17 protein-coding genes and 8 pseudogenes are annotated in these 25,730 nt (G+C 59.5%); 10 read left to right on the top strand and 15 right to left on the bottom strand.

Annotated elements, in window-relative coordinates; genetic code table 11:
* Nucleotides 1-185: 185 nt before the first annotated feature.
* The 4 genes and pseudogenes from WDN46_17790 to WDN46_17775 form a co-directional block, all read right to left on the bottom strand.
* Complete coding sequence (locus WDN46_17790; GenBank protein MEJ0095183.1) at nt 186-917, bottom strand: response regulator; 732 nt, start codon at nt 915-917, stop codon at nt 186-188.
* 790 nt (nt 918-1,707) lie between these two features.
* A pseudogene (locus WDN46_17785) lies at nt 1,708-2,722 on the bottom strand (IS481 family transposase).
* A 56-nt stretch (nt 2,723-2,778) separates the two neighbouring features.
* Nucleotides 2,779-3,708 carry an NADP-dependent oxidoreductase gene (locus WDN46_17780; GenBank protein MEJ0095182.1) on the bottom strand — a complete coding sequence of 310 codons (930 nt, stop codon included), beginning with the start codon at nt 3,706-3,708 and terminating at the stop codon, nt 2,779-2,781.
* A 7-nt stretch (nt 3,709-3,715) separates the two neighbouring features.
* The gene (locus WDN46_17775) at nt 3,716-4,189 is read right to left on the bottom strand and encodes a nuclear transport factor 2 family protein (protein ID MEJ0095181.1); all 474 of its coding nucleotides are present in this window, start codon (nt 4,187-4,189) and stop codon (nt 3,716-3,718) included.
* A gap of 100 nt (nt 4,190-4,289) precedes the next feature.
* Between WDN46_17775 and WDN46_17770 the strand changes: the two genes are divergently transcribed.
* Nucleotides 4,290-4,730 (top strand): Rrf2 family transcriptional regulator, encoded by a 441-nt coding sequence (locus WDN46_17770; GenBank protein ID MEJ0095180.1) that lies wholly within the window; start codon nt 4,290-4,292, stop codon nt 4,728-4,730.
* On the opposite strand, the gene WDN46_17765 is transcribed toward WDN46_17770, so the two are convergent.
* Nucleotides 4,727-5,680: a LysR family transcriptional regulator gene (locus WDN46_17765; GenBank protein ID MEJ0095179.1), complete on the bottom strand. Its 954-nt coding sequence runs from the start codon at nt 5,678-5,680 to the stop codon at nt 4,727-4,729. The genes WDN46_17770 and WDN46_17765 overlap by 4 nt on opposite strands.
* A gap of 100 nt (nt 5,681-5,780) precedes the next feature.
* Here WDN46_17765 and WDN46_17760 point away from each other — a divergent pair, with 100 nt between their 5' ends.
* Together WDN46_17760 and WDN46_17755 are read left to right on the top strand one after the other, a co-directional pair.
* On the top strand, nt 5,781-7,205 hold the full coding sequence (locus WDN46_17760) for an aldehyde dehydrogenase family protein (GenBank protein ID MEJ0095178.1): 1,425 nt from the start codon (nt 5,781-5,783) through the stop codon (nt 7,203-7,205).
* Complete coding sequence (locus WDN46_17755; protein ID MEJ0095177.1) at nt 7,202-7,600, top strand: carboxymuconolactone decarboxylase family protein; 399 nt, start codon at nt 7,202-7,204, stop codon at nt 7,598-7,600. The genes WDN46_17760 and WDN46_17755 overlap by 4 nt, the downstream gene beginning before the upstream one ends.
* Nucleotides 7,601-8,043: 443 nt before the next feature.
* On the opposite strand, the gene WDN46_17750 is transcribed toward WDN46_17755, so the two are convergent.
* Nucleotides 8,044-8,367, bottom strand: a complete 324-nt coding sequence (locus WDN46_17750; GenBank protein MEJ0095176.1) for a transposase — start codon at nt 8,365-8,367, stop codon at nt 8,044-8,046.
* A gap of 10 nt (nt 8,368-8,377) precedes the next feature.
* A pseudogene (locus WDN46_17745) lies at nt 8,378-8,969 on the bottom strand (IS5 family transposase).
* Between the two features lie 260 nt (nt 8,970-9,229).
* Between WDN46_17745 and WDN46_17740 the strand changes: the two are divergent.
* From WDN46_17740 to WDN46_17730, 3 genes and pseudogenes are all read left to right on the top strand, one after another.
* Nucleotides 9,230-11,128 carry an extracellular solute-binding protein gene (locus WDN46_17740; GenBank protein ID MEJ0095175.1) on the top strand — a complete coding sequence of 633 codons (1,899 nt, stop codon included), beginning with the start codon at nt 9,230-9,232 and terminating at the stop codon, nt 11,126-11,128.
* Between the two features lie 728 nt (nt 11,129-11,856).
* Nucleotides 11,857-12,099: pseudogene (locus WDN46_17735) on the top strand (nitrile hydratase accessory protein).
* 682 nt (nt 12,100-12,781) lie between these two features.
* A complete protein-coding gene (locus WDN46_17730) occupies nt 12,782-12,934 on the top strand; it encodes a hypothetical protein (GenBank protein MEJ0095174.1) in 153 nt (50 codons plus the stop codon).
* Nucleotides 12,935-13,133: 199 nt separating this feature from the next.
* Here the strand turns inward: WDN46_17730 and WDN46_17725 are convergent, their stop codons facing one another.
* From WDN46_17725 to WDN46_17710, 4 genes and pseudogenes are all read right to left on the bottom strand, one after another.
* Entirely contained in the window at nt 13,134-13,865 is a 732-nt protein-coding gene (locus WDN46_17725) for an alpha/beta hydrolase (protein ID MEJ0095173.1), read from the bottom strand.
* Between the two features lie 75 nt (nt 13,866-13,940).
* A complete protein-coding gene (locus WDN46_17720) occupies nt 13,941-15,284 on the bottom strand; it encodes an FAD-dependent oxidoreductase (GenBank protein ID MEJ0095172.1) in 1,344 nt (447 codons plus the stop codon).
* Nucleotides 15,285-15,808: 524 nt separating this feature from the next.
* Nucleotides 15,809-16,430: pseudogene (locus WDN46_17715) on the bottom strand (IS5 family transposase).
* Nucleotides 16,431-16,476: 46 nt separating this feature from the next.
* A pseudogene (locus WDN46_17710) lies at nt 16,477-16,889 on the bottom strand (IS5 family transposase).
* 121 nt (nt 16,890-17,010) lie between these two features.
* On the opposite strand from WDN46_17710, the pseudogene WDN46_17705 reads away from it, so the two are divergent.
* Nucleotides 17,011-18,026: pseudogene (locus WDN46_17705) on the top strand (IS481 family transposase).
* A gap of 269 nt (nt 18,027-18,295) precedes the next feature.
* Here WDN46_17705 and WDN46_17700 read toward each other — a convergent pair.
* Together WDN46_17700 and WDN46_17695 are read right to left on the bottom strand one after the other, a co-directional pair.
* Nucleotides 18,296-18,904 (bottom strand): annotated as a pseudogene (locus tag WDN46_17700) (IS110 family transposase).
* Nucleotides 18,905-19,010: 106 nt separating this feature from the next.
* Nucleotides 19,011-19,571, bottom strand: coding sequence for a DUF3291 domain-containing protein (locus WDN46_17695; protein MEJ0095171.1), 561 nt, complete (start codon nt 19,569-19,571; stop codon nt 19,011-19,013).
* Nucleotides 19,572-19,824: 253 nt separating this feature from the next.
* On the opposite strand from WDN46_17695, the pseudogene istA reads away from it, so the two are divergent.
* Both istA and istB read left to right on the top strand, forming a co-directional pair.
* Nucleotides 19,825-21,409 (top strand): annotated as a pseudogene (istA, locus tag WDN46_17690) (IS21 family transposase).
* Nucleotides 21,399-22,193 (top strand): IS21-like element helper ATPase IstB, encoded by a 795-nt coding sequence (istB, locus tag WDN46_17685; protein ID MEJ0095170.1) that lies wholly within the window; start codon nt 21,399-21,401, stop codon nt 22,191-22,193. Before istA ends, istB begins: the two are co-directional and overlap by 11 nt.
* 1,218 nt (nt 22,194-23,411) lie before the next feature.
* Here the strand turns inward: istB and WDN46_17680 are convergent.
* Both WDN46_17680 and WDN46_17675 read right to left on the bottom strand, forming a co-directional pair.
* Nucleotides 23,412-23,714, bottom strand: coding sequence for a hypothetical protein (locus WDN46_17680; protein MEJ0095169.1), 303 nt, complete (start codon nt 23,712-23,714; stop codon nt 23,412-23,414).
* A 568-nt stretch (nt 23,715-24,282) separates the two neighbouring features.
* Complete coding sequence (locus tag WDN46_17675) at nt 24,283-24,603, bottom strand: hypothetical protein (GenBank protein ID MEJ0095168.1); 321 nt, start codon at nt 24,601-24,603, stop codon at nt 24,283-24,285.
* A 119-nt stretch (nt 24,604-24,722) separates the two neighbouring features.
* Between WDN46_17675 and WDN46_17670 the strand changes: the two genes are divergently transcribed.
* Entirely contained in the window at nt 24,723-25,712 is a 990-nt protein-coding gene (locus WDN46_17670) for an aldo/keto reductase (GenBank protein MEJ0095167.1), read from the top strand.
* The last annotated feature ends 18 nt before the right edge of the window (nt 25,713-25,730 follow it).

Below are 25,730 nucleotides of genomic sequence, written 5' to 3'. Positions count from 1 at the left end.
CAAAGTTCGACGTCGCGTCGCTGGCGGAAATCCCTAACGCCTTGAACGAGGGACAGCTCGCGCTCGCCGTCCGACGCCACGCGAACGACCGGCGAATCATATCCGGAAAGATCGCCGGCATCACCGCAGATTGGCTCGCCAGATCGCGCCGGAACCTGAACATAAGGCATCCCCCGACCGCCTGGTCAAACCCGCTCGACGTCCAGAGCAAATAAGTAACCGAACCCATGATGTGTCTGGATGATCTGCGGAGCGCCAGGGCAGGCCTCCAACCTCCGCCGCAGGCGCAGGATCTGCACATCGATGCTTCGACCGGAGATGTTGTCATGCAGGCGAGTCGCCTGCATGAGTTGCTCGCGAGATAGTGTCCGGTGCGGCGACTCAAGGAACGCAATCAGGAGGGCGCGTTCGTTCCTCGTCAGAGTGACCGCAATTTCACTGGAGTTGGTCAGGCGGCCAAAGCGTCGATTGAACTGCCATCCACCGAATGTGTAAACGACTGGCTCCGAATCTTTCCGAGGCGCAATGCCCTTGGTTCCCCGTCGCCGCAATACTGCCCGAATGCGTGCCAGCAGCTCTCGGAGGCTGAAAGGTTTGGTGACGTAATCATCGGCGCCAAGTTCCAATCCAACCACCCGGTCGGCTTCTTCGCACCGATGCCCGGTGACGATGATCACTGGGACGTCGGAGCGCGACCGGATCTCTCGCAATAACTCGAGCCCGTCCTCTTGGCCAAGTTGTAGATCAAGAATAACCAAACGGGGTTTGTCTCCCGCGAAGTGACGAGCCATGCCCTGCCGTCCTGAGGCTGAGATGGCGCGCATGTTATTTTCTTCGAGGAAGTCGATGACCATGCTTCGCATGGATGCATCGTCATCGATAACGAGGATGCCTCCCGGCCGGTCGCCATCGTTCATGTCTCTTAATCCCTTGGAAACCCTACGTGGCCGGCGGCGAGCCGGGGCCTGGCTTCCGAGGCCAGGTCGCTCGGCGGGTCCCCCGCATGATTTCGTCTCCAGTGACTGGCATGCGGGCAGGAACGGCGAGGGATTGTATGACGCCGCCGTGCGCACGACTATAATGGGAAAACGTTACGCTCGGCCCGCGGGGGGGGGGGGGGCGTCACCCGAATGGCCGATGTTAGGCGAGAGCCACTTGCTGAGATGGCGATACAGTCCTCGACACTCGACGAGGAATCTAGTCATGTCAAAGCGGTGGCGCAGGTGCTCGGAGTTCCTGCAGTCTCGCGATGAGCGTTGATCCGGGCGCTCCCCCGAAATATAGGTCAAACAGTAATAAATCCGGATGGATTCTTACAGATGCAATACCTTTAGGTGCGATAGACTGGGGCCATCGGGTAACGTGACTTCGTTCGTTCCTTTGGCTGGTTCTTCGATTGGTCACTGAGTGGATGGACTTGGCACCGGACGATGAAACCGGGTTTGGTGCGTGGTCGATCAAGGACATTGCCATTGCGATCCGGAATGGACGCCGGCCCGACGGGCGTGAGCTCGCGCCGGCCATGCCTTGGGGCGCTCCTATTCCAACTTGTCAGACGAAGATGTGGACGCGATCGCTGCTTATCTCAAGAGTCTGCCGCCTACCGCATCGACGGTGCGCCCACCAGTCGGCCGAACCCTCCCGTGACGACGGTGGTTGTGCGCATGCAGCAGCCACTGGGTGTCGTCCGCTAGTTGTTTGGTCCCGAATGAGGTGACGCGGGTTGATTTTGAAGATTGAAGGATCGGTTGTCCAGGCGTGAACCATCGCCTCGAACGGCGTTTTCCACCGCAAGGCCTTAAGATGCTTGGCGAAGTTGTAGGCCGCGACGAAGGCGAGGACGTGCGCTTTGAGGCTCTCGATATCCGGGTAGTGGAACAGTTTGAGCGTCGCATCGTTGATGGTGCGGTTCGTGCGTTCGGCTTGACCTCCGCTGGCTTCTCCAACGAGCTTCGCTCGCCGGAGCCTCAAGCCAGCTCCGCCATTGGTCCACGGATGGTAAGGCTTGGTCAGCCGGTGTTCGATGCCATGCTCGATGCAGACTCGGTCGAAAATATGCGGGCCGAGAAATCGGCGGCTGGGGCCGTGGCGGTTTTTGGGCAGGTCGGCGAAGGCCATTCCGTTGTCGGTCAACACCGTGTGGATTTTGTAGGGGAAGGCCGCCGCGACGTTGCGCAGAAAAGCCGCGCCCTCTATCTTGCCGGCGCGGTCGTGGAACTCGACATAGACGAACTTGGAGACGCGATCGATGGCCAGGGACATGATCAGTGAACATGATCAGTTTGCCGTCCGCATGGCGCAGTTCGCAGCTGTCGATGTGGACATAGCCGATCGCCGTCTGTGCGAACCGGCCGCGTTTCGTCGTCGCCTCGCTCGCCGGCAGCCGCGAGACGCCATGGCGTTCGAGACAACGATGCAGGCTTGATCGCGTCAGCTTCGGGAGGCTGTCGCGCAGGCATCCCATGACATCGTCGAGTGGCAGCAGCGTCCGCTGCCGGAATGCGACGATCATGGCTTCCTCAACCGGCGTCAGGACAGTGCTCCGGTGTTCGCGCGGCCCCATCGGCGCATCGGCTGTCCCGGAGCGCGAGCGCCATTTCGCCACTGTCGTTCGACTCAGCCCGTAACGTCTGGCGAGGACGGCCGCCCTCTCTTTCGACGCTTGGAGCTCGGCTCGAACTCGCGGCGTTGTCCGGGCGCTGCCATGAAGAATATCCACCATAACGCTTTCTCCGCCTCACGGCTCAGCTTAGCGTCACGATTCCCGGGACCAAACATCTAGGCAACATCAGGAACGAGGACGATCTTTCCTGGTCCGCAAATCCCTGCTTTCAGCGCGTCTTGGGCAATTGCGGCATCCGCCAAGGCAAACGAGGCCGCAACCGTCACCCGGAGGGACCCGGCTTCGACAAGATCAACAAGCCGGGCGAGAATCCCAGTATCTGCTCGGGCGAACACAGTCGTTACCCCGGGGCCGCCATCCGCTATTGAGCAGATTCTCGCGCCCGGGGCCGCTGAAGCCATAGCCTTCGCCAACGCGCCGTGGCCGGCGCAATCCACGATGGCCGTCACACCGGCGGGAGCGTGCCTTCTGACCTGTTCGGCAACGTCGTCGCCAGACTGGACGGGCTCCGCGCCGATAAACTTCACATAGGTTTGGTGTGGGGCGGAGGCGCTTCCAATGACGGTAGCGCCCGACGCCACCGCCAACTGAGCCGCCAGCGAGCCGACGCCTCCTGAAGCACCGAGCACGAGAACGATGTCCGCATCGGACACGCGCAATGTATCAATCACCGCTCGATAGGCCGTCAGACCAGCAAGTGGGAGCCCGGCCGCTTCGCCCCATGAAGCGTTCTTTGGCTTTCGCCACAAGCGGTCCACCGGAACGCTCACAAGCTCGGCATAGGTGCCGCTATGCAGGATTTCCTGATACACATAGGCGATGACTTCATCGCCTGGTTGAAATTCGACCACTCCGGCGCCGACGCGCTCGACGATGCCGGCGAGGTCCCATCCGGGTACGACAGGAAACCAAGTCTCCATCAGGCTCTCGCCCAAACCTGCCTGCAATGCGATATCGGCCGGGTTGATGGCGGCGGCTTTCACGCGGACGATCACAGAGTTCTGCGACAGCTTCGGCTCTGGCAAGTCACCGTATTCGAGGACTTCCGATCCCCCGAAACGGCTATAGGAAACGCCCTTCATCATGCTTCTCCTAGAAGGCCATCGGGAGGTCGAGATAGATGCGGTGGTGCGCCATCATCCAACGCCCACCGACTTTCTTCAGGATCGGCCGGTAGTAGCCCGTCTCGATCGGGGTGATAGTCCCTTGCGCGCCAGAGGCGCCTTCGGGCCAACCGCCCTCGGGCTTTTCTGCGCCGAGGACGTTGAACACCACAAACTGGGCGTCGAGCGTCCCGGTGTCGCCTTTCACTACGATGATCGGGTCATGGGTGGTGTGATGGCTCCACCCCCGCGGCGGATGCGGCTTCATCATCGTGGTGACGGCTGCGCCAATGGCTTGCGGCCCGACCAACTCGCCAAGAAGCTCAGGTGTGCCTGCATTGTTGTAGAAAATCTCAACCTTGCCTTCGAGCAGGAAGATGTTGCTCATCGCCGCTCCGTCCCGGTGGTCGGCCGCCCGAACGTATCGCGCCAGCACCTCCTGAATTTCACGTTCATCGGACATGGAAGGTCTCCTTGAGGAAATATGCGCCTATGCTGGATATATATATCGGGCTTGATATGCAATAGTAAAAGATACATATTGGATGTACCGGGAGCAAACGATGATCGATGTCCGTTTCCCGACCGCCCTGCAGATGATGCTCAGCTTGGCGCTCGCCCGGGCCGAAGGCGTCGAACGATTGAGTTCCGCTCAGTTGGCCGAGGGGGTCGACTCCAATCCAACATTTGTCAGGCGGCTGTTGGTGCCCCTGATCCAGGCGGGTCTTGTTCGTTCGACCATGGGGCGAGACGGGGGAGTGAGCCTAAGCGTCGACGCCGCCGCGATCACACTCGGCGAAATCTATAAGGCGGCTCTGGGGGACAAGAGGCTATGGACCGGTCGTAGCGATATCCCTCATCGATGCCTCGTCACTTGCAATGTCGAACGATTCTTTGGGAACTTGGCCGGCGAGGTAGATGAGTCGGTGGTGCGCCTGTTGGATAGGCGGACGCTGACCGATGCCCTCCTGGAACTTCGTACCCTCGATGCGGAGCGCGTTTAGAAAGAGAGTCGCTGCCGGCCACGCTGAGATACGGAACCCATCTGACCAGATGGGCTCTTGCGACGCACTTCTTCAATGAACGAGATCAGGGCGCGCAATCCGGCGGGTTGATATCGGCGGCTTGGATAATAGAGACAAAGCCCCGGTGATGAGGGGGTGAAGCTGTCCAGGACACGGCGAAGCTCCCCTTCGCGAACGCTCTCGGCGATCCACCATTCGGCCAGGTAGGCTAGGCCCGTCCCTGCCAGCACGGCCTCCAGCGTCAAGCCTCCATCATCGAGAGTAAGCTGGCCCGGCACGTCAAGCGTGATAACCCTGCCGTCCTGCTCGAACTCCCAGCGATACATGCTGCCGCTGGGCATCCTCGCACGGATGCAAATGTGGTGCAGGAGATCCTGGGGTGTCTCAGGCACAGCCTTGCCCTCGAAATAGGCCGGAGACCCGACAACGGCAAATTTCTGTATTGGCTCAAGATGTACGGCAATCATGTCTCCGGGCACTGTATCGCCTGGTCTTATTCCTGCATCGAAGCCCTCAGCCACTGTATCGATCGGGCGGTCTTCCGTCACGAGGTCTACTTGCATCTCCGGATAAAGACGCACAAACTCCAAGATAATGGGTGAGAGAATGCGTCGCGCTGCTCCAACGGAACTGTTGATCCGCAACGTGCCGGCGGGCTTGTCCCGATAGCTGTTGACGGCCTCCATCGCATGGTTGATCGCGCCCACGGCCGGTTCAACTTCCGCGAGGAATTGTTCTCCCGCGTTAGTCGGAGAGACGCTGCGTGTCGTTCGGTTGAACAGCCGAACACCTAGCCTAGCTTCGAGCCCTGCGATCGTCTGGCTGAGAGCGGTTGGGGAAACGCCGAGATCGGCGGACGCGGCGCGGAAGCTCCGTCGCCTAGCGACCGCTATTGCCGCCTCAAGCTCTACGATCCCGATCTTCCGCATTATCAAGATTCCTGCATCACTTCATGGCGCATAATACAGATTATCATGGACATTCGCAAGCCCTACATCTGCTGTAATCGCAACAACAGGACATCAGCAGATGCAAGAAATCACGCATGTCTACATTGACGGCCGCTTCGTCGAACCGCACGGAACCGAGCTATTTGATCTGCACAACCCAGTGACGGGAGAAGTATTCGGCCGCGTCAGGCTGGGAGATGTGGATGATGCGAAAGCCGCCATTGCCGCAGCAAAACGCGCTTTTCCAGCGTGGTCGCGGAGCACGAAGGCGGATCGTATTTCCCTTCTGCATCGTCTTCACGACGCGATGGAAGCCAGGAAGGGCGCGTTGCTGGACGCGATCATTCTGGAATACGGTGCACCAATCTCCCGATCGACTTGGATGGCCGCTCACGCATCGAGCAGCTTCATGGAGGCGGCGCGCACTCTAGAAAGTTTCGACCTCACGCAACGGATCGGCACGGCGGATGTGATCATGGAGCCCGTCGGCGTGGTCGGGCTAATCACACCGTGGAACAGCGACGCGGGCTTCATCTGCAACAAGCTCGCCTATACGCTGGCCGCTGGATGCACAGCCGTCATTAAGCCCAGCGAAATGAGCGCGGCTCAGACGCAGGTCGTGCTCGAAGCCTTGCATGAGGCCGGCGCGCCTGCAGGCCTATTCAACATCGTCAATGGGCGGGGTGACGTTGTGGGCGCGGAAATCACCGCAAACCCCGACATATCGAAAATCTCCTTCACCGGCTCCACTGCGGTTGGCAAGTCGATCCTCCGCAGCGCCGCCGACACGCTGAAGCGCGTGACCTTGGAACTCGGCGGCAAGTCGCCCACGGTGATCCTTGATGACGCCGACTTCGCCAAGGCGATTCCCATGGCGTTGGAGGCCGGCTTCGCAAACAGCGGTCAGGCCTGCATTGCCGGCACCCGTATTCTCCTCCCGGCCTCGCGGCTTGATGAAGCGATCGCAGCGATACAGATCGCACTCGAGAAGATAAAGGCGGGCAACCCGCGCGACGCCAGTACGACCATTGGGCCGATGGTGAGCCAGGCTCAGTATGAGCGGGTTCAGCGCTACATTCGGCTCGGCGTCGAGGCAGGCGCTACCATCGTCGCCGGTGGTGAAGGTCATCCCGACGGCCTCGGCGGCTATTTCGTGAAGCCGACCGTCTTCGCCAACGTCACCAATGACATGACGATCTCCAGGGAGGAGATTTTCGGCCCGGTTTTGTGCCTGCTGACCTATGAGGATGAGGCAGAGGCTATTTCGATCGCCAACGACACGCCCTACGGGTTGCAAGCCTATGTCATCTCCTCGAACCTGGACCGGGCAACGGCGGTGGCGAGCCAGATCGACGCCGGGCGTGTCGTGATAAATGGTGCTCCGCACGATCCTGCGGTGCCATTTGGTGGGTTCAAGCAATCGGGCATTGGCCGAGAATATGGAGTCTTCGGACTCCAGGCCTATCTTGAGCCGAAGGCCCTCCTCGGTGCGGTCTCGGGATGAAGGCGGAACATGCGGAAGGCGCCCGCATCTACGCCGAACTGAGAGGGGCGGACAGAGCGGCGGAAATGCGGGATCTAGCTCAGGGGGTTGGCGCGGAAGCTGTCATCGCCGATCTGTCGTTGGAGTTCGTCTTCGGCAAGGTGTGGGGACGGGGCGGGCTGGATCGCAAGCAGCGCAGCCTTGTTACGATCGCCGTGCTGATCGCCCTGCGCCAGACCGCGGAGTTACAGAACCATCTTCGCGTCGGCCTGACGAACGGCCTGACCCGGGCCGAGATCGAGGAGGCCATCGTGCAGACGGCTCCCTATGCGGGCTTTCCAGCCGCGTGGACGGCGGCGCGTGCCCTGGCAAACGTGACAGCCTTTAGGGAAGAGGCGCGGGACCGGAACCCGTAGGACCGGCGCAAGCTCTGGGCCGATGCGGCGGCGCGCATGCGTATACATTTGGTCGGTCCTGGATGTTGCCTTCAGGGTGCGACCCGATCGGCGGCCTAGATTCAGCGTTGAAGGGCGGGCTCTGTCCCGGACGCACTTTGCGGGATAGACGGACGGTGGGCACTTCAAGTTTGAACTTGAAGTGCCTATTTTGGGAGCCAGGAGCAGTGAGCGAATCCAACCTCGGCCTTGCAAAGTCGCGTGCGACTACATTGATTCCGCCGGGGTGGCGTCGGGATAAGCTGCATCCGAACTACCTCTGCCTGCTATAGATGCACCGAATATAGTAGCTTTCCCTTCAACCGGCTTTTCGCCATCGCCGCTGGCCGCCATTCTTTGATTCTGTTCCACGTTTTCGACATGGAAAGCCAAGAGCAGAGACATAACGCCACTAGGCTCAGGACTCATTGATTGAGATGGAAGGCGACGGCGGCTGCGATGCAGATTGCGGAGAAGAAAGTGTGGGCGCATCGGTCGTAACGGGTGGCGATGCGGCGCCAGTCCTTCAGCTTGGCGAACATGTTCTCGATTTTGTGACGCTGGCGGTAGAGCGTCTTGTCACAGGCAATGGGAAGCTTGCGGCTTTTGGTCGAAGGGATACAGGGCTCGACGCCCTTGTCGGTCAACGCCTTGCGAAACCAGTTGCTGTCGTAGCCTCTGTCGGCGATCAGCGCTGAGGCAGGCGGCAGCGTATCGGCCAGAAGCCATGCGCCCCTATGGTCGCTCATCCGGCCTTCGCTAGGTCTTGTTGACAAATGCGCGGGTCGATAGGCGGATCGCGGCGATGTGGACGAAAGCGAGATAGCTGGCTGCGGTTTTGTCGTATCTGGTCGCCAGCCTTCGTGCGTTCTTGAGCTTGTTGAAGCAGCGTTCGATGCGGTTGCGCAGGGCGTAGATGTGGCCATCGACCGGGATCTGGACCTTGCGGTTTCTGCGTGATGGAATGACCGCCGCCGCACCCTTTTCCTCCAATGTTTTGCGAATATGATCAGAATCATAGCCGCGATCGGCAAGCATGACTTTGGGCTCCGGGCCGTCCGCTTCCATCAATGGATCAAAGCCCGAATAATCAGAGACTTCGCCTGCGGTAATATCGGCGGCTATCGGCAATCCTTCGCCGTTCGTGCGGAGGTGAATTTTTGTCGTGAAGCCACCTCTTGAGCGTCAAGACCCTGACGCGGAGTCCCCCTTTAGCGCCGGCTGCGCAGTGATGCGCCCGGACAACGGTCGAGTCGATCATCTGAACGCTCTCGCCGACGCCCTCGGTCTCGTTCAGGGCGTCTAGAAAGAGTTCCCATAATCCGGCGAGCGTCCAGCGCCGGAACTGCCGGTTGCGAAAGCGACCTTGAATCAGATCCTTGCCACGATGGGAATACTATTCGTCAACAGGTCCTAGTGAGGGAAACAGGGCCGGATGACAGACGTAATGCCACTACCAAACTTCGAAATCGTCGTGTAACGCGGGGTGCCTAGAATAATATGGCCCATCAATCGGCCAGGTCTCCGACCGCACCGCGCTAAGTAGTTGTTCTGAGACAGGGTCTCGTCCTAAAGCCAGCCAATTCCCGAAGCTTTGCCAAAGAGGCGATTTTGACCGCGACGCTCCCTTCACTCCGTCCCTTTCGCTTTTCTCGCCGCTCTGTTCTGAAACTTGCCGCCGGAGGCCTGATTCTGCCGCAGTTCCTCTCCCGCCGGGCGGGGGCGGCGGTCGAAGAGATCGAGACCCATGGTCTTTCGGTGTTTGGCGATCTGGCGCAGCCCGCCGATTTCACTCACTTCGCTTATGTGAATCCGGACGCGCCAAAGGGCGGCGAGATCGCGTTGCAGATAAGCGCGACGTCGGGCAATCAGAACTTCGCGACCTTCGATACGCTCAACACCTATATTTTAAAGGGCGACGGCGCCGCCGGGATGGGGCTCACTTTCGATTCGCTGATGAGCGGCAGCGGCGATGAGCCGGACTCCCTCTATGGTCTCGTCGCCCGCGCGGTGCGGATCTCGCCCGACAAGAACGGCTATCGCTTCCTTCTGCGCAAAGAGGCGCGCTTCCACGATGGTTCGCCATTGCGTGCGCAGGATGTCGCCTTTTCGCTGAATATTCTGCGGACTAAAGGACATCCCTCCATCCGCCAGCCGCTGCGCGATATCGATGCCGTCGAGGTCGAGGCCGATGATGTGATTCTGGTGCGGTTGAAGCCCCATCACAGCCGCGAGGCCGCCTTGATCGTCGCCGGACAGCCGATTTTCAGCGCCGCCTATTATGACGCGCATCCGTTCGACGAGACGACGCTGGAGCCGCCGCTGGGCTCGGGCGCCTATAAGGTTGGGCGCTTCGATCAAGGCCATTTCATCAGCTTCGATCGCGTGCCCGATTATTGGGGCAAGGACCTGCCCGTCAATGTCGGCCAGGCGAATTTCGACCGCATCCGTTTTGAATATTTCGCCGACCGCAAAGTCGCTTTCGAGGCCTTCAAAGCTGCGATTTTCACTTTCCGCGAGGAATTCACCTCTGCCGTTTGGGCGACAGGCTATGATTTTGCAGCCGTGAAGGAAGGCCGGGTCCAGCGCGCGACGCTTCCCGACGCATCGCCGATGGGAACTCAAGGCTGGTTCTTCAACATGCGGCGGGACAAGTTCAAAGACCCCCGCGTCCGCGAGGCGATTGGCCTCGCCTTCGATTTCGAATGGACCAACGCCAATATTATGTATGGGGTCTACGCCCGTACGACATCCTTTTTCCAGAATTCGCCGATGGCCGCGCAGGGAACGCCCTCGCCGGAGGAAGCGGCGCTGCTAGAGCCTTACCGGAGCGAACTGTCGCCAGAGGTCTTTGGAGAAGTCTACACGCCGCCCGCGTCGGATGGCTCGGGGCAAGACCGCGAGCTTTTGCGCCGCGCCAACGCGCTTTTTTCGGCGGCGGGATGCAAACGGCAGGGTTCGAGCTTGATTTCGCCCGACGGCAAACCCTTCGAAATCGAATTTCTCGATTTCAATAGCGCTTTCGAGCCGCACACGGCGCCTTTCATCAAGAACCTGAAGCTGCTCGGGATCGAGGCGCGCTATAGAGTCGTTGACGCCGCCCAATACAAGCGCCGCACCGACGCCTTCGATTATGATGTCGTGCCTTCTCGTTTTGGCCTTGGGCTTACGCCGGGGGAGGGCATGCGGGCGGCGTTCGGTTCGGAAGCCGCCGACATGGCGGGTTCGCGAAATGTCTCGGGCATCAAGGACAAGGTCGTCGACGCCTTGATCGAGCAGGCGCTCGTCGTTGAGACGCGCGAGCAATTGACGTTCATCTGCCGGGCGATCGACCGCATTTTGCGGGCCGGCCATTCTTGGGTTCCGATGTGGAACAAGCCCAATCATCTCGTCGCCTTCTGGGATGTCTTCAGCCGCCCGGAGCGCGGCCCGAAATATGACATCGGCGTCCTCTCCACCTGGTGGTATGATGACGCGAAAGCCAAGCGCATCAATTTTGCTGGCCGCTGACGGGGCCTGATGTTCGCCTATATCGCTCGCCGCATTCTTTTGATGATTCCGACGGTCTTCGGGATCCTTCTTATCTCTTTCGCGATCGTGCAATTTGCTCCGGGCGGTCCCCAAACCAAAAGGGAGGACCGAAAATGGAGATGCGCACATTAACGTAGGCCGCGGTCGGCTACGCTGTTTTTCGGCTGAGTTGCGGCAGCCCAAACGCGGGTGAGCCTGAATTCCAGCTGCCGGAACATCTATAATTTTTTCCTCTATGTTATTGAAATCTATGACGTTAGGGGGTGCGGGTAACGCCCATATTTGCAGCGTATTTAAAGTATCAGATTCTCGCCGCTGGCTATATCCAAACTGAGACGCTATCGAATTGCCATACCCTCACGCCGCGTCGCATTCCGCCGTCTAAAACCTTCCCCCGCTGAAATTGCCCCTCATCGTAATGACTATCGAATAGACCGCGGCCTTGCGGAGCACGGCGTCGCCAGCATCCATTCCGTTAGATCGGGTTACAGCTAATGCCAGTTCCTGCGTGTCCAAGCCCTCGGGAGCGTCGCCGAGTTGATGACACGCGACGCTATGATCGGTACCGGCGGCCTGCTGACCCGCCCCGAATGGGAGGCGCGAACATGACCCGCGCCGCGGTCACCATCCCGGCGATGGAGGGCGCGGTCGCCTATCCGCGCAAGAATGGCGAACCCGTGTTCGACGCTCCCTGACAAAGCCGCGCCTTCGGGATGGTCGTCGGCCTGCACACTAAGGGCATCTATCCTTGGGATGATTTCGAGGAGCTGCTGTTCGCGGAGATCTCGGCCAGTTCTTGCGAGGCTGCGCCAGCCGGTTCGCCCGAATATTACTATCAGTGGGTCGAGGCCTTCACCCGCCTGTTGGCGAAGAAAGAAATCCTTTCCGACATCGAAATGGCAGAGCGGACGATCCAGTTCAAAATTGGTGCTCGACGAGAAATGTACTGATATTAATTTCTAAGCTTGGGGGGGGAACCATGCGCATGGTCCTTGCATGCCTCTGGCAAATCACGAACGCAGGAACCTGATAACAGGAATACCAGTTATCGTGATGGTTGCATATTTTCTGTGCAGGCTCGATCGCGGCCGACCTTTCGGGCCATTCGACGTAGACACCCAAAGCAACTCTATTCTACCTCGGCCGTCCGTTTAGGCCCGTCGTGGGTGCGGTGACCGTAATCGCTTCCGCCTAGGCCACTGCTTCGCAGCCTGCGGACCCGTATGCTGCATTCTCCGCCCCGGTTGCTGCGGTGCCCGCCGTCTCGGAGCCCGGAACGCCGAAATACCGAGTCACCGCTCCCACTGGCGAGACATGCGAGGTCGATGCGCCAGCGAGAATCAGTCCGTCGCAGCAGCTCAAAGGCTGCACGGCGCGCCTGCCGCGCAGCCCTCCGCCGCACAGCCAGTGACTTCTGGAGCGATGCAGCGGGTCAACGTCACGGGCGTCGGGCTAGTGGATTTTCCCGCGAAGCATGTCACAAGCCGACATAGCAGCCGCGATCGAAAACGAGCTCATGCCAAAGATCAGGTCTGGCGCGGTCAAGCGGCCTGCAGCTCCGGCTGCTATTGACCCTTACCATCATTCTCCTCAATCGTTCCGCAGCAAGCCCCGCTCGTCGACGACACGCAATTGCGCTCGCCCGAAGAGGCGTCGGAAGGCCCCGTGCGCGATCTCGGCGCGGATTTGAGCGCCGCCGCGACTGGCGCAGCGAATGTGCTGCGCGAAGCTAATCAAGGCGCGTCGCTCGGGCTATCGCCACGCCTCGCTGCGGGTTTTAGCTGACTGGCATTGGCGGCAACTTTGGCGACTATTCGGGAAACCTTGAAGCCGAACACGCGAAGAGCGCGGCTTTTTTTGAGGACGCGCGGCTGCGCCGCATGGCGCGATCTCCAAGGCGCTAAGGAAGGTCGGGTCGCAGGCCTCGGTATTCGTGGCGCAGCCGTCAATTTTTGTTCTCACGCCAGCGATGTGATCGCGGGACTTAGGTGAGCGACGCCCAGAATGACTTGAGGATTGCCGCCCCTTTATCTGGCGCTTCATAGGGCCAGAAGTGACCAACGTCGCGGATGAGTTCGAAGCGAGCGCCGAGGGCCGAAGCAGATTCTGCGGCCAATCGCTTGTCGCTAAAGGGATCATCGGTCGCGTGCAATATTAGCCCCGGCGCCTTCGTTGGATTGAATGGTCCCCAAAGTGCGTACAAGTTAGGAGTCGCCGACCGATAGAGGTCGAGAATGCAGTCACCCATCGTGGCGTCCGCCCCAGCCGCCATCTCGAGCGCGTCGGCCAACGGCACCCCCATGGCCTCGTACCGCGGCGCCAGTTGCTCGGGCGGCAACGCGTTCTGACTGGCGAAAAATGCTTCTCCCTCACCTGGCGTCTGCCATATCTTCGCAAACTCGTGCCATTGGTAGTCGGGGTGGACGCCGTTGCCGAGGTCGGCGACCCAGGAGTGCAGGCGTTCGCCGTAGGCCGTGGCGATGCGGTAGGTAAATCCGGCGCCCCAGTCGTGACCGACCAAATCGATAGGGCCGCTAATCCGGTCGAGTTCGCCGAGGATCCAGCGGACGTACTCATCCTTGGTGGCGACAAAGCCGGGTGGGCGCGGACAACCGAAGCCGGGCAACGAGAGCGCAATCGATTTCTGCTCAACGGCTTGACGAGTCTTTTTCCAAATCGCGGCAGTTTCTGGGACACCGTGCAGGAAAACAATCATTCGCACCTCCTACTTAGGGCAGACCGCGAGTCATACTCGCCTCGCATCGTTGGAACTTTTGCCATCGATATGCGACTAGGCTTCGGCCATTTCCGCTTGTACTCGGCGCACCAGTTCGGGATCGCGGAGGGCGCTCGGGGACTCGATGAGATGGCGAACCTCCATCATCAACTTGTGCACTTCAGGGTCACGGGCCGCGAGACGCAAAAGCCCTGCTCCAAATCGGAGCGAGTTCTCCAAATCAGCCGGTCGGTCCCCTGTGGTCTTCGGATGGGCGAAGTCAGGGATAGCCGCCATTGACCACGTCGCGGCGATAATTGGCTGCACCCCCGCGAAGAATGCCTGCTCCAGCCCGGCAAGAGGATGAACCTCTCCAACCCGCTTTTGAAGCAGATCTTTGAGGACTACGGCTTCTTTCGCGGCAACAGTCATGCCCTGGCCGTAGATAGGGTTGAAGCGACAGATCGCATCGCCGAGCGGAATCACTCCTCTTGGGAAATCGTTCAATCCCTCGTAATGTCGCCAGGAGCTTTCTGGAAAGTTGAAGAGATGGATTTTATCCAACGGCTCAGCGTTTTTGATGGCACCGTAAATTGTGGGAGTGCGGGTTCGCCGCGCCCAATCCAGAAAACCGTGAGCATCTATGGAGGAAAGCTTAGTATGCCGCTCGCTGACGAGAACCAGCCAGCGGTCGCCTTCGATTGGCGTTACCAGGCCACCTCTCGTGTGCACGGGTAAATCCGGGAGGGTTATCACCAGTTTCCACTCCCTTTCACCCTTCGGAATCGCGAAAGTAGTGGTGGCGTAGCTAATATCAATGCCGATGGTCGTCTGCTTCGGTTGTGGCCTTCCGGTGGTCTTAAGAAGGGAAAGAGTGAGCGCGCCACGGCCGGACGCGTCAACCACGAGATCGGCCGCCAGCATTTCATGTGCGCGATCTGCGGTTTCGCATCGAACGCCGGCGGCGGAGCCATCGGGGGCAGGCACGATGTCGAGAGCGCGACTTCGGTCGCGCAGCCTGACATTGGATAATTGCTGCAAGCGCCGTCGCGCGACCCGTTCGATCAGCGGCCGCGACATGGTGTAGACAATCCAGCCAAAATCGCGCTGGGGGAAGGGGTCATAGCCAGGCAATTCCTCTCGGGCGTCGGGACCGCCGCGAATCTCGACTGCACCTGCCTCTGAGAGATCTCGATCGAATCCCGGGAAAAGCTCGCAGAGTGCGCGTAGACCGCCGACCAACAATGCGTGCGGATGACTCGACTGCGGTACGCCCGGTCTAGCATCGACGTTTGATGGGAGCGCGTCACGCTCCAACACGGTCACGCGTTCGAAGTAGCCGGCGAGCGCCCCAGCTGCCGCCAGTCCACCGATGCCCGCGCCGACGACTACGGCATGCTTACCATTCGTAAGGGTCACGACAGTCTCCTTTTGCTTTAGGGTTAGGATCGCCGTCAAGCAGCATAGTCTTCGACGCGATGCGGTGACGGCTCCAACTGTTCCGTCATTCAGGCGAGATGGGTATGTTCAGAAACAATATGTTGATCCGATCGGGCTACGGCCTGATTTCGACGTTGCTACGAATGTATTGGGTGAGGTAAGCGGTTTGCGAGATGCCGGAGGTTGTCTACACCGCGACAGAAGGGTCTTCGGTCTGCCACGTCGCGGGTCGCCATACCACATTAAGCGCGCTTACGACGGTCCGACTCCCTTGTCGAACGCCGCTTGGCGTGCCCTAGCCGCCATGATCGCATCGCTTCGGGCCTTGGCCTCCTTGGACGCAAAATCCGCAGTGAGGTCTATGTTGGGGTCAGCGGCAATCGCTTGCAAACGAGCGACAGATTCGGCAGATGACGCCGCAATCACCTTAGGGATGTCGGCCTTAAGACTGGCGATAACTGGGTCTTCGTCTTCCGAGAGCCGCGCGCTTTCCTCTGCCGTAACTAGGTCTTGTTGACAAATGCGCGGGTCGATAGGCGGATCGCGGCGATGTGGACGAAAGCGAGATAGCTGGCTGCGGTTTTGTCGTATCTGGTCGCCAGCCTTCGTGCGTTCTTGAGCTTGTTGAAGCAGCGTTCGATGCGGTTGCGCAGGGCGTAGATGTGGCCATCGACCGGGATCTGGACCTTGCGGTTTCTGCGTGATGGAATGACCGCCGCCGCACCCTTTTCCTCCAATGTTTTGCGAATATGATCAGAATCATAGCCGCGATCGGCAAGCATGACTTTGGGCTCCGGGCCGTCCGCTTCCATCAATGGATCAAAGCCCGAATAATCAGAGACTTCGCCTGCGGTAATATCGGCGGCTATCGGCAATCCTTCGCCGTTCGTGCGGAGGTGAATTTTTGTCGTGAAGCCACCTCTTGAGCGTCAAGACCCTGACGCGGAGTCCCCCTTTAGCGCCGGCTGCGCAGTGATGCGCCCGGACAACGGTCGAGTCGATCATCTGAACGCTCTCGCCGACGCCCTCGGTCTCGTTCAGGGCGTCTAGAAAGAGTTCCCATAATCCGGCGAGCGTCCAGCGCCGGAACTGCCGGTTGCGAAAGCGACCTTGAATCAGATCCTTGCCACGATGGGAATACTATTCGTCAACAGGTCCTAAGCAGCAGGATGATCGGTTTTCCGGCTTCGTCGCAGACGGCGTGGAGCTTGGAGTTCAAGCCGCCTTTCGTGCGCCCGATACGACGGGGAACATCCCCTTTTTAAGAAGGCTTGCCGCCGTGCGGTGGGCCTTCAGATGGGTGGCGTCGATCATGATCCGCTCAGGCTTTGGCCCTTCGCCGGCCAGCGCGGCGAAGATCCGGTCGAACACGCCCAATCGGCTCCAACGCATGAAGCGGTTGTAGAGCGTCTTGTGTGGACCATACCCTTTTGGAGCGTCTTTCCATTGCAGGCCGTAACGGATCATATAGACAATCCCGCTCACAACTCGTCGATCATCGACCCGCGGCGCGCCATGCGAAAGTGGAAAATGCGGTGAAATTCGCGCAATCTGGCGCGCGCTCAACAGAAACAAATCACCCATCAAAGCCTCCTCACAGGAGACTGTGAATCATAGATTAAAAGAAATTAATAGGTCCTGAGCCTAGTTGTTTGATCCCGGGCTTTGATGGTGCATTATTTTCCTCGAAATGGAAGGATGCGCTATGGGCCAGATTTTGCACGGGAGCGCCACCACGACAGCGGCGGTGCGTCGAGCGATACAGCATAGTGAAGAAAGCCTGAGGGCCCTGGCCAAGCGCTACGGGATCAACCAGAAGACCGTCGCCAAATGGAGGAAGCGGACCTCGGCGGCCGATCTGCGGACCGGTCCGAAAGAACCAAAGTCGACGGTCCTCTCGATTGAGGAGGAGGCGATCATCGTCGCTTTCCGAAAGCATACGTTGCTTCCTCTCGACGATTGCCTTTATGCGCTGCAGGCCACCATCCCCCGCCTGACTCGCTCGTCGCTGCACCGGTGTCTGCAGCGGCATGGGATCGGGCGGCTGCCGGATATCGAGGGCGACAAGGAGCCAAAGAAGAGGTTCAAGTCCTATCCGATCGGCTTCTTCCACATTGACATCGCCGAGGTTCAGACCGCCGAGGGGAAACTCTATTTGTTCGTCGCCATTGATCGGACAAGCAAATTCGCCTTCGTGCAACTGGTGAAGAGCGCGAACCGGGTCACGGCTTCAGCCTTCCTGGTCGCCCTGATCGCAGCCGCGCCGTACAAGATCCACACGATCCTGACCGACAACGGCATCCAGTTCCGTTACGCCCCACGATACGCCGACGGCCCGACCGCTCGCTACATGACGCACATGTTCACCATGCGCTGCCGCGAGAACGGCATCGAGCACCGCTTCACCAAGATCAACCATCCGTGGACGAACGGCGGAGCTGGCTTGAGGCTCCGGCGAGCGAAGCTCGTTGGAGAAGCCAGCGGAGGTCAGGTCGAACGGATGAACCGAACCATCAAGGGCGCGACTGTCAAACGCTGCCACATGATCAGCTCAGCAGGCATCTCGACTTCGTCAGCGCCTACAATTTCGGCCGGCGACTGAAGACCCTAAAAGGCCTCACGCCCTACGAGTTCATCTGCAAAAGATGGACAATCGAACCAGAACGATTCAAACTCGATCCAATCCATCAAATGCCGGGACTTCTCTATTCGGCGGGTTGATGTCAAGCATCTTCGAGCTGTGTGCTTTTCCGTTTGTCGGTAGTCGCTCGCGGGTCCGCGCTTCTCTTCGGGATCAGCTCTTCGGCTTTCCCAATATAGGATCAGGAGGATGAATGGAGCAATCTAAACAGCGTTCTCACCGCGTCGCCACGATCGATACGAGTCCCGGCACGCACTCATTTCATCCGTCGTCCCGCGAAGGACATTTCTCCGCCAGAAGGCGGATCTCGATTATTCTACTTTTCGGGGCCTCGATGTCTTGAACATCGTTAGCCTGCCGCCAGCGCGTTTTCCTTCGTCCAGCGGAACTCCGTCCCATCGCTCCACATGCGGTGCAAGATCACGGCCAGCCGGCGCGCCAGGGCGACGATGGCTTTTTGCTTGCCACGTCTTTTGGCGACATTCATCGCCCAGGCCTTCAACCACGACCATTTGGTTGTGCGCGTCAGCATGACTTGAGCCGCTTCATAGAGCAGCGTTCGCATCATACCGTCGCCGCACTGCGAGATCCGACCAACGCGATTGCTTTCACCCGATTGATTGAGGATCGGCGTCAATCCCAAAGCCGGCCCGACAGCCTTAGAACTCTTGAAGCGAGCCGGTATGTCGATGGTCGCGGTGAAAGCCAAGGAGACGATCGGGCCGACGCCCGGGATCGTCATCAATCGCCGGCACACGTCATCTTCGCGGACGATCGACAACAGCTTTCGGTGCAGCTTCGCGACCTGCTCGCGGAGCGTGCGACGAGCGTCAAGCAAAGACGCCATGATCTCCGCAAGGTCTGGCATGCCTTCGACAAGTTCGACAATCCGTTCCTCGAATTCGATCAAACCGACGACGCCAACCTTGAGCCCAAAGTTGCGCAGCAGGCCACGGATAAGGCCGTAAAGGAATATCGAGGCGATCCTTAGGCCTATAATCCATGCCTTCATTTTGGCCTCCGACAAGGTGTTGTCATATTGGCGACTGGAGCACGTAGAAAATTCATGCCTCCGCACTTCGCCTGCGTTCGTTGCTTGGAACGGGCTCGATTTTCCGTCCCGCCCAATCGAAGCATGTTGTGAAATTAAAGCCCAAACTGGTTGGCCCGTCGTCATCGAGCGCTTCAAGCTTGCGTGCGCCCTCGGTCCAAGTGGGGGTTTTGTCTTCGGCAACCCACCACAGCACGTAGCCTGGCCACTCGGGTTTTTGGAACCAGTCGCTGCGCCGCCTCAAGGCGGCGTGGTGTAAACCGCCGTACGTAAATCGTCGGGCCGTCCCGATGTCGCGCCACAGCGACAGCGTTGTTATCATGGTATCTTCGCCTGGCTTCGTCGAGGCTTTGTAAAAGCGGGGGGCGACAGCAGTACCCCAAGCGCCAAAGTCTTTTCCCAACTTCGCTTTCCCGGCCAAGTCAGGACGAGCGGCACCCGCATGGGCGATGAATCCATCGACTGTCGCGGCCTCCGCAAACACCAATGGAGCGGCGGCGACGAAGTCGGTCAGCATCGACGATCCGGTGAAGGCTTTTAGAACGCCGAAAGTGTACAGCGCAATGCGTGGCATAGATGTCTCCGTAGCAGTTTAGATGCAGCCGCGGGCAACAGGTCCTGACCGCAGATCGCGTCTGTAGGTAGAACTTGCTGGAAAAGGCAGCTGACGAATTGCAAAAATCGGACATATCGCTTTTACGGCCGCGGCGGTCTGTTGATTTCCACTGAGAACTGACCCAGGCAGCGCGGGTTTTTCCGCCGAGAACTGACCCATGTTCGAACCTTACCCCTTTGGCGTGGCCGGGGGGGGCGATGGAGTGATCGACATGGAGTTATTGAGCGTCATCCGGCGCTGGCATTATCGGGATCATTTTTCGATCCGAGAGATATCGCGGCGCACAGGTCTGTCGCGGAACACGGTGCGCAAGTACCTGCGCTCTGACAGCATCGAGCCCAAGTTTAATCTTCCTGAGCGGCCGAGCGGGCTGGACCCCTACGCCGACAAGCTGTCGCATATGCTGCGACAGGAGGCAGGGAAGTCGCGCAAGCAGAAGCGCACGATCAAGCAGTTGCACGCCGATCTGGCGGCGCTGGGCTACGACGGATCCTACAATCGCGTGGCGGCTTTCGCGCGGGATTGGAAGGACGCCCGACAGCGAGAGCAAAAGACCACGGGCCGCGGCGTCTTCGTGCCCCTTGCGTTCATGGCCGGTGAGGCGTTCCAGTTCGATTGGTCAGAGGACTGGGCGGTCATCGCGGGCGAGCGGACCAAGCTCCAGGTCGCTCACTTCAAGCTCAGCTATAGCCGCGCTTTCTTTCTCCGCGCCTATCCGCAACAGACCCATGAGATCCTGTTCGACGCGCATAATCACGCCTTCCGCGTCCTGGGCGGCGTGCCGCGGCGCGGCATCTACGACAATATGCGAACCGCCGTCGATAAGATCGGACGCGGCAAGGAGCGCAAGGTCAACGCCCGCTTCTTAGCCATGGTCAGTCACTTCCTGTTCGAGGCCGGGTTCTGCAATCCGGCGTCCGGGTGGGAGAAAGGCGGAGCCCGCCAAGGGTCCGGCATGCGAAGCATGTTGGATGGCGGGCGGAGGTCAAATCGAAAAGGACGTCCAGGACGCCCGCCATCGGCTTTGGCAACCGACGCCCAGCTTTCCCTCCCTGGCGGCGCTGAACAATTGGCTGGAGACGCGCTGCCGGGAACTGTGGGCGCAAACGGCGCACAACTCGCAGGCGGGCTCGGTAGCCGACGCCTGGGCCGAAGAGACGCGGCATCTGATGCAGCTTCCGAGGCCGTTTGACGGTTTCGTCGAATACGCCAAGCGCGTCTCGCCGACGTGCCTGGTCCATCTCGACCGCAATCGCTACAGCGTGCCGGCGTCCTTCGCCAATCGCCCGGTCAGCGTGCGGGTCTATCCCGAGCGTATCGTCGTCGCTGCCGAAGGGCAGATCGTCTGCGAGCACGCCCGCGTCTTCGCCCGCTCCCACGAACGCAAGACCACGGCGACCGTTTTCGATTGGCGGCATTATCTCGCGGTCATACAGCGCAAGCCCGGAGCCTTGCGTAACGGCGCGCCCTTCGCCGAACTGCCGCCTGCCTTCCGGGCTTTGCAACAGCGCCTGCTCAAGACGCCGGGCGGCGACCGCGAGATGGTCGAGATTCTAGCCTTGGTTCTCCAGCACGACGAGCAAGCCGTGCTCACGGCTGTCGAACTGGCGCTGGAGGCTGGCGCGCCGACCAAGACACATATTCTGAACCTGCTCCACAGGCTGGTCGACGGAAAGCCCATGGACACGCCTCCAATAAAGGCTCCGCAGGCTTTGACCTTGACCACCGAGCCGCAAGCCAACGTCGAGCGCTACGACGCTCTGCGCAAGACCCGGGAGGCGCGTCATGCGTCATAATCCCGCCGCCGGCGCCGTCGTCATCATGCTGCGGGCTCTCAAGATGCACGGCATGGCTCAAGCGGTCGGCGAACTGACCGAGCAAGGCTCTCCCGCCTTCGAGGCCGCTCTGCCGATCCTGTCGCAACTCCTGAAGGCGGAGACCGCCGACAGGGAGGTGCGGTCGACGGCCTACCAATTGAAGGCGGCCCGCTTCCCGAACTACCGTGACCTTGCCGGCTTCGACTTCGCCAGCAGCGAGGTCAACGAGGCGCTCGTCCGCCAGCTTCACCGCTGCGAGTTTCTCGAGGACGCGCACAACGTCGTCCTGGTCGGCGGCCCAGGCACGGGCAAAACGCATCTCGCCACGGCCATCGGCGTCCAGGCCATCGAACATCACCGAAAGCGCATCCGGTTCTTCTCCACCGTCGAACTCGTCAACGCCCTCGAGCACGAGAAGAGCCAAGCGAAAGCTGGCCAGATCGCAGGGCGGCTCGCCTATTCCGACCTCGTCATCCTTGATGAGCTTGGCTACCTGCCGTTCAGCGCCTCCGGTGGAGCGCTGCTCTTCCATCTCTTGAGCAAGCTCTACGAGCGAACCAGCGTCATCATCACGACGAACCTAAGCTTCGGCGAATGGGCGACCGTGTTCGGCGATCCCAAGATGACGACGGCGCTGCTCGACCGCCTCACCCATCGCCGCCACATCGTTGAGACCGGAAATGACAGCTTCCGCTTCAAAAACAGCTCGGCGAAGCCCGCCAAACCCACCAAGGAGAAACCGCGAAACTTGACGAACGCCTGACCCACAAATCATCATCAAGCCGGGTCAGTTCTCAATGGAAATCCTGGGTCAATTCTCGGCGGAAATCGACAGGCGGTCTATTCAATACGACCGGCAACCGCTCTAGCGGCGATGTCAGTAAAGCTTGTTGGCTCTGCGGGGCTGGCGTCTTCGCATAAATGAACTTAGATCGGCGATACAGACGCTAACGCTTAATGTCCGGCACCTAAGCCGGGATCATCGGATATCTTATCCGCCGAGGATCCTGGCCTCCAAACGGGATTGGAGCTTACATGATAGTCAGCGCGAGGCAGCGGGGCAAAAATACTGGCCGGCCCGTCCGAGCTGGACAGATACTAACGAACAGTATCTTCACTGGATATTCTCGGACGCTGCGAGCCCCGGGTTCGCAGGACATTATGAAGCCGTTGGGCGTGCAGGAAGGCCTTGTGGATGCCATAGCCGATCTGGACGTTCGGGATACGGAAGCGGCACGGAAACTTTCCATCAAAGTGCTGCCCAGCCCCGCTCCATTAGTGCTTATTCAATATCGCGTTCCGATTGGATCGACTCTCGAATTCGATAACGCGTCTGAAAGTCACGGGCAGTATGGGAACGTTGCAACGAATATTCGGTCTGGAGTGGTCACGGTGCGGCCCCCCGGTCCACTCGGGGTCGTGGTGGTCAAGCTAAGGCCCGAGGCTGCTGCGCGTTTCCTTGGCGACGGCTTGGGAGCTTTCGCGAACACAAAGATTGGTCTGGGTGACCTATTGGGGCGTGGCGGAGCATCCGTATTGGAGGGAAGGGTCGCGGAAGCTAGGAGCAGCATCGAGCGAATCGCGATCGTCACGGATTTTCTGCGGGTGAATATGCGAGAACGAGATCCAGACCCAGTCGTTTCCTGGGCAGCGAAACGCCTTCGGCATAACCCTCTTTTCCGTATCCGGCATTTGGCTGCGGAATCGGGCGTAAGCGAGCGACATCTATCTCGCCGGTTCCGCGCCGTCTTCGGAATCAGCCCGAAGGAGTTTGCTCGCATGGGGCGCCTTGAGAAGGTTCTGGCTGCGCGAGCTGCCGGGTGGGCCTGGGCGGATCTGTCTTACGCGTGTGGCTTTTCGGACCAAGCGCACATGATCAATGACACCCGCGCGATTCTCGGAGCCTCACCCGAACGGGTCCTTGCCCCGAGTGCGTTCGATCAACGTGACGCTCCGCCCGCGTTAGATTCGACGACCCTCTTCATGTGGTAGGTTCGGAGAGTGGTGCCCACCGGGCGGTGAACTCCTTCCCAATGTGCCTTTCGCGCACCTGGCCCATTCGAAGCATGTCGCCCTTGATGGCGTCGAGCGCCTGCAATGCCAGTAATTCGGTCCATGAGGCTTCGCCGTGCTTGGTGAGGTAATAGTTAATGATCTCGAACTTGCAAAATATCATCCAGTGGTAAGGCGCTGGCGCGGGTAAAATGAGCTCTATCAGTTCCTCCTCGCGGGCGAAGTGTTCGTCACCCGCGGCCTCCTCAGCGGAGCCTGTGCGCTGTAGCAACCACTCATCGAGATCGGCCTCGGATTGTCTCTTCTATGTTTCTTGGCCTTGGCCATTGCTTCTTAACGTGTCATTTGCTGCGTCCATGCTTTTGAAGGCGGTTGGATGGCGAGATATTTGTCGAGCTCGTCGCTGACGTTATGCAACCGACGTGTGGCCACAAGGATCACATTAGAACGCTCGTTAGGCTACGTTCGCAACAAGTTTCCTGTGCGATGAAATCGCCATGTAACAAGCGGTTTGTAAGTTTTGCCCGCTAGAAGTTTTGGCCAGGGGAGCTTACAGCAGGTCTCGTCTGGCCAGAAGGTGCGGGGCCCATGCCCGCGCGGGAGCCGGACCGTTTCGCCACCCCCTTGAAGTCTTGGTGAGTACTTTCTTCAAGGCCCAACGATCGTGAGCCGGTGGCTTTGATGTTGGCTGCCCCTGTCGCTCTCTAGGGCGACGGGGGTTCTCGTTCAAAGAACTCGGTCTCAAAATGTCCGGCTCCGTTCCGCGCTGCACCTTACTGAACATCAGCGCTAATTGTTCGTTCTTTCGAGGTCATCAGTGATCCCAGACGCTACGGCAATCAAGCCCGGGACGGCCCAAATCCGAATGCACCCATAGTTTGCGGTGAAGCGTGTTCCAGCGTCGCAGCGACAGAGTTGATCGCGTCGTCATCAAGAAATCCGCGATCCCCCATCAAGGCAAGAAAGGCCGTATTCAGCGACCGCGAATGTCGCAAAAGTGTCCGATGACTTCGGTCAGAAAGCTCCGCATCGCCCTTGAAGCAGCCGGCGTCGAATTCATCGCCGAGAATGGTGGAGGGGCCGGCGTGAGGCTGAGGAAATAATTTACTAAAGGCGATCGGCGTACGTAGCTTCGATGCCAACTGCGCATGACATTGCAATCGTAGCGCGATTGATCTCCACTGAAACCCCTTCGTCACAATCCAAATGGTCTATTCGTCTAAACAATTCCGCGTCGCTTTCGGGCGGCAATCGCTCTTCCTACGAACGGAGAATCTGATTGGACAAACGTGCTCTTGGCCCCCTACAGGTATCAGCGATTGGACTCGGCTGCATGGGGTTTACGTCATCCTATGGCGGACACGAGGAATCGGCATCGATAGAAACGCTGCGTCGCGCAGTGGATTTGGGAATCACCTTCTTTGATACTGCTGAGGTTTACGGGCCGTTTGAAAACGAGCGGGTGGTCGGCCGCGCTCTCGCCGGCCTGCGAGACCAGGTGATCATCGCCACCAAGTTCGGGTTCGGCATCGGTCCAGGTGTTGGTTTTGATGCGGTGACGGGGCTCGACAGCAGTCCCAAGCATGTTAAGGCGGTCGCCGACGCGTCATTGAAGCGGCTCGGCGTCGATACTATAGACCTTTTCTTTCAGCATCGCGTCGATCCAGCGGTTCCAATCGAAGAGACAGTGGGAGCAATGGCCGAACTGGTGCAGGCAGGCAAAGTGCGGGCGTTGGGCTTGTCCGAAGCGGGTTCGCAGACGATCCGTCGCGCCCATGCTGTACACCCGATCGCTGCGGTACAGAGCGAATATTCACTCTGGTCACGCGATCCAGAGAAGGGGGTGCTGCAAACTTGCCGTGAGCTTGGGATTGGCTTCGTGGCCTATAGCCCGCTCAGTCGCGGCTTTCTCCCGGGAAAGATCCGGACGCGGGAGGATCTCGGCGAAAACGATATGCGCGCGTGGCTTCCCCGATTTGAAGATGGCAATTTGAAGGCAAACGTAGCGCTCGCCGACACACTAGGCGAAATGGCCGCCCAGCGCGGGGCTACCGCCGCACAGCTTGCTCTCGCTTGGGTGCTGGCCCAAGGCGACGACATAGTGCCCATTCCCGGTTCACGGAAGGTGGCTCATCTGGAGGATAACGTGCATGCAGTGAACCTCCGGCTTGATGCCCATGACATGGCCCTCATAGCTGCCGCCATGGCCGAAGGCGTCCGAGGCGAACGCTACTCCGAACAGTTCATGGCGGCTGTCGAGCAGCAGTGAATTCCTGTCGGGACGAGA

Source organism: Methylocella sp. (genome assembly GCA_037200525.1).
Lineage (GTDB): Bacteria > Pseudomonadota > Alphaproteobacteria > Rhizobiales > Beijerinckiaceae > Methylocapsa.
Note: the sequence above shows the minus strand (reverse complement) of the source record. Positions and strands in the feature narration are given on the sequence as shown.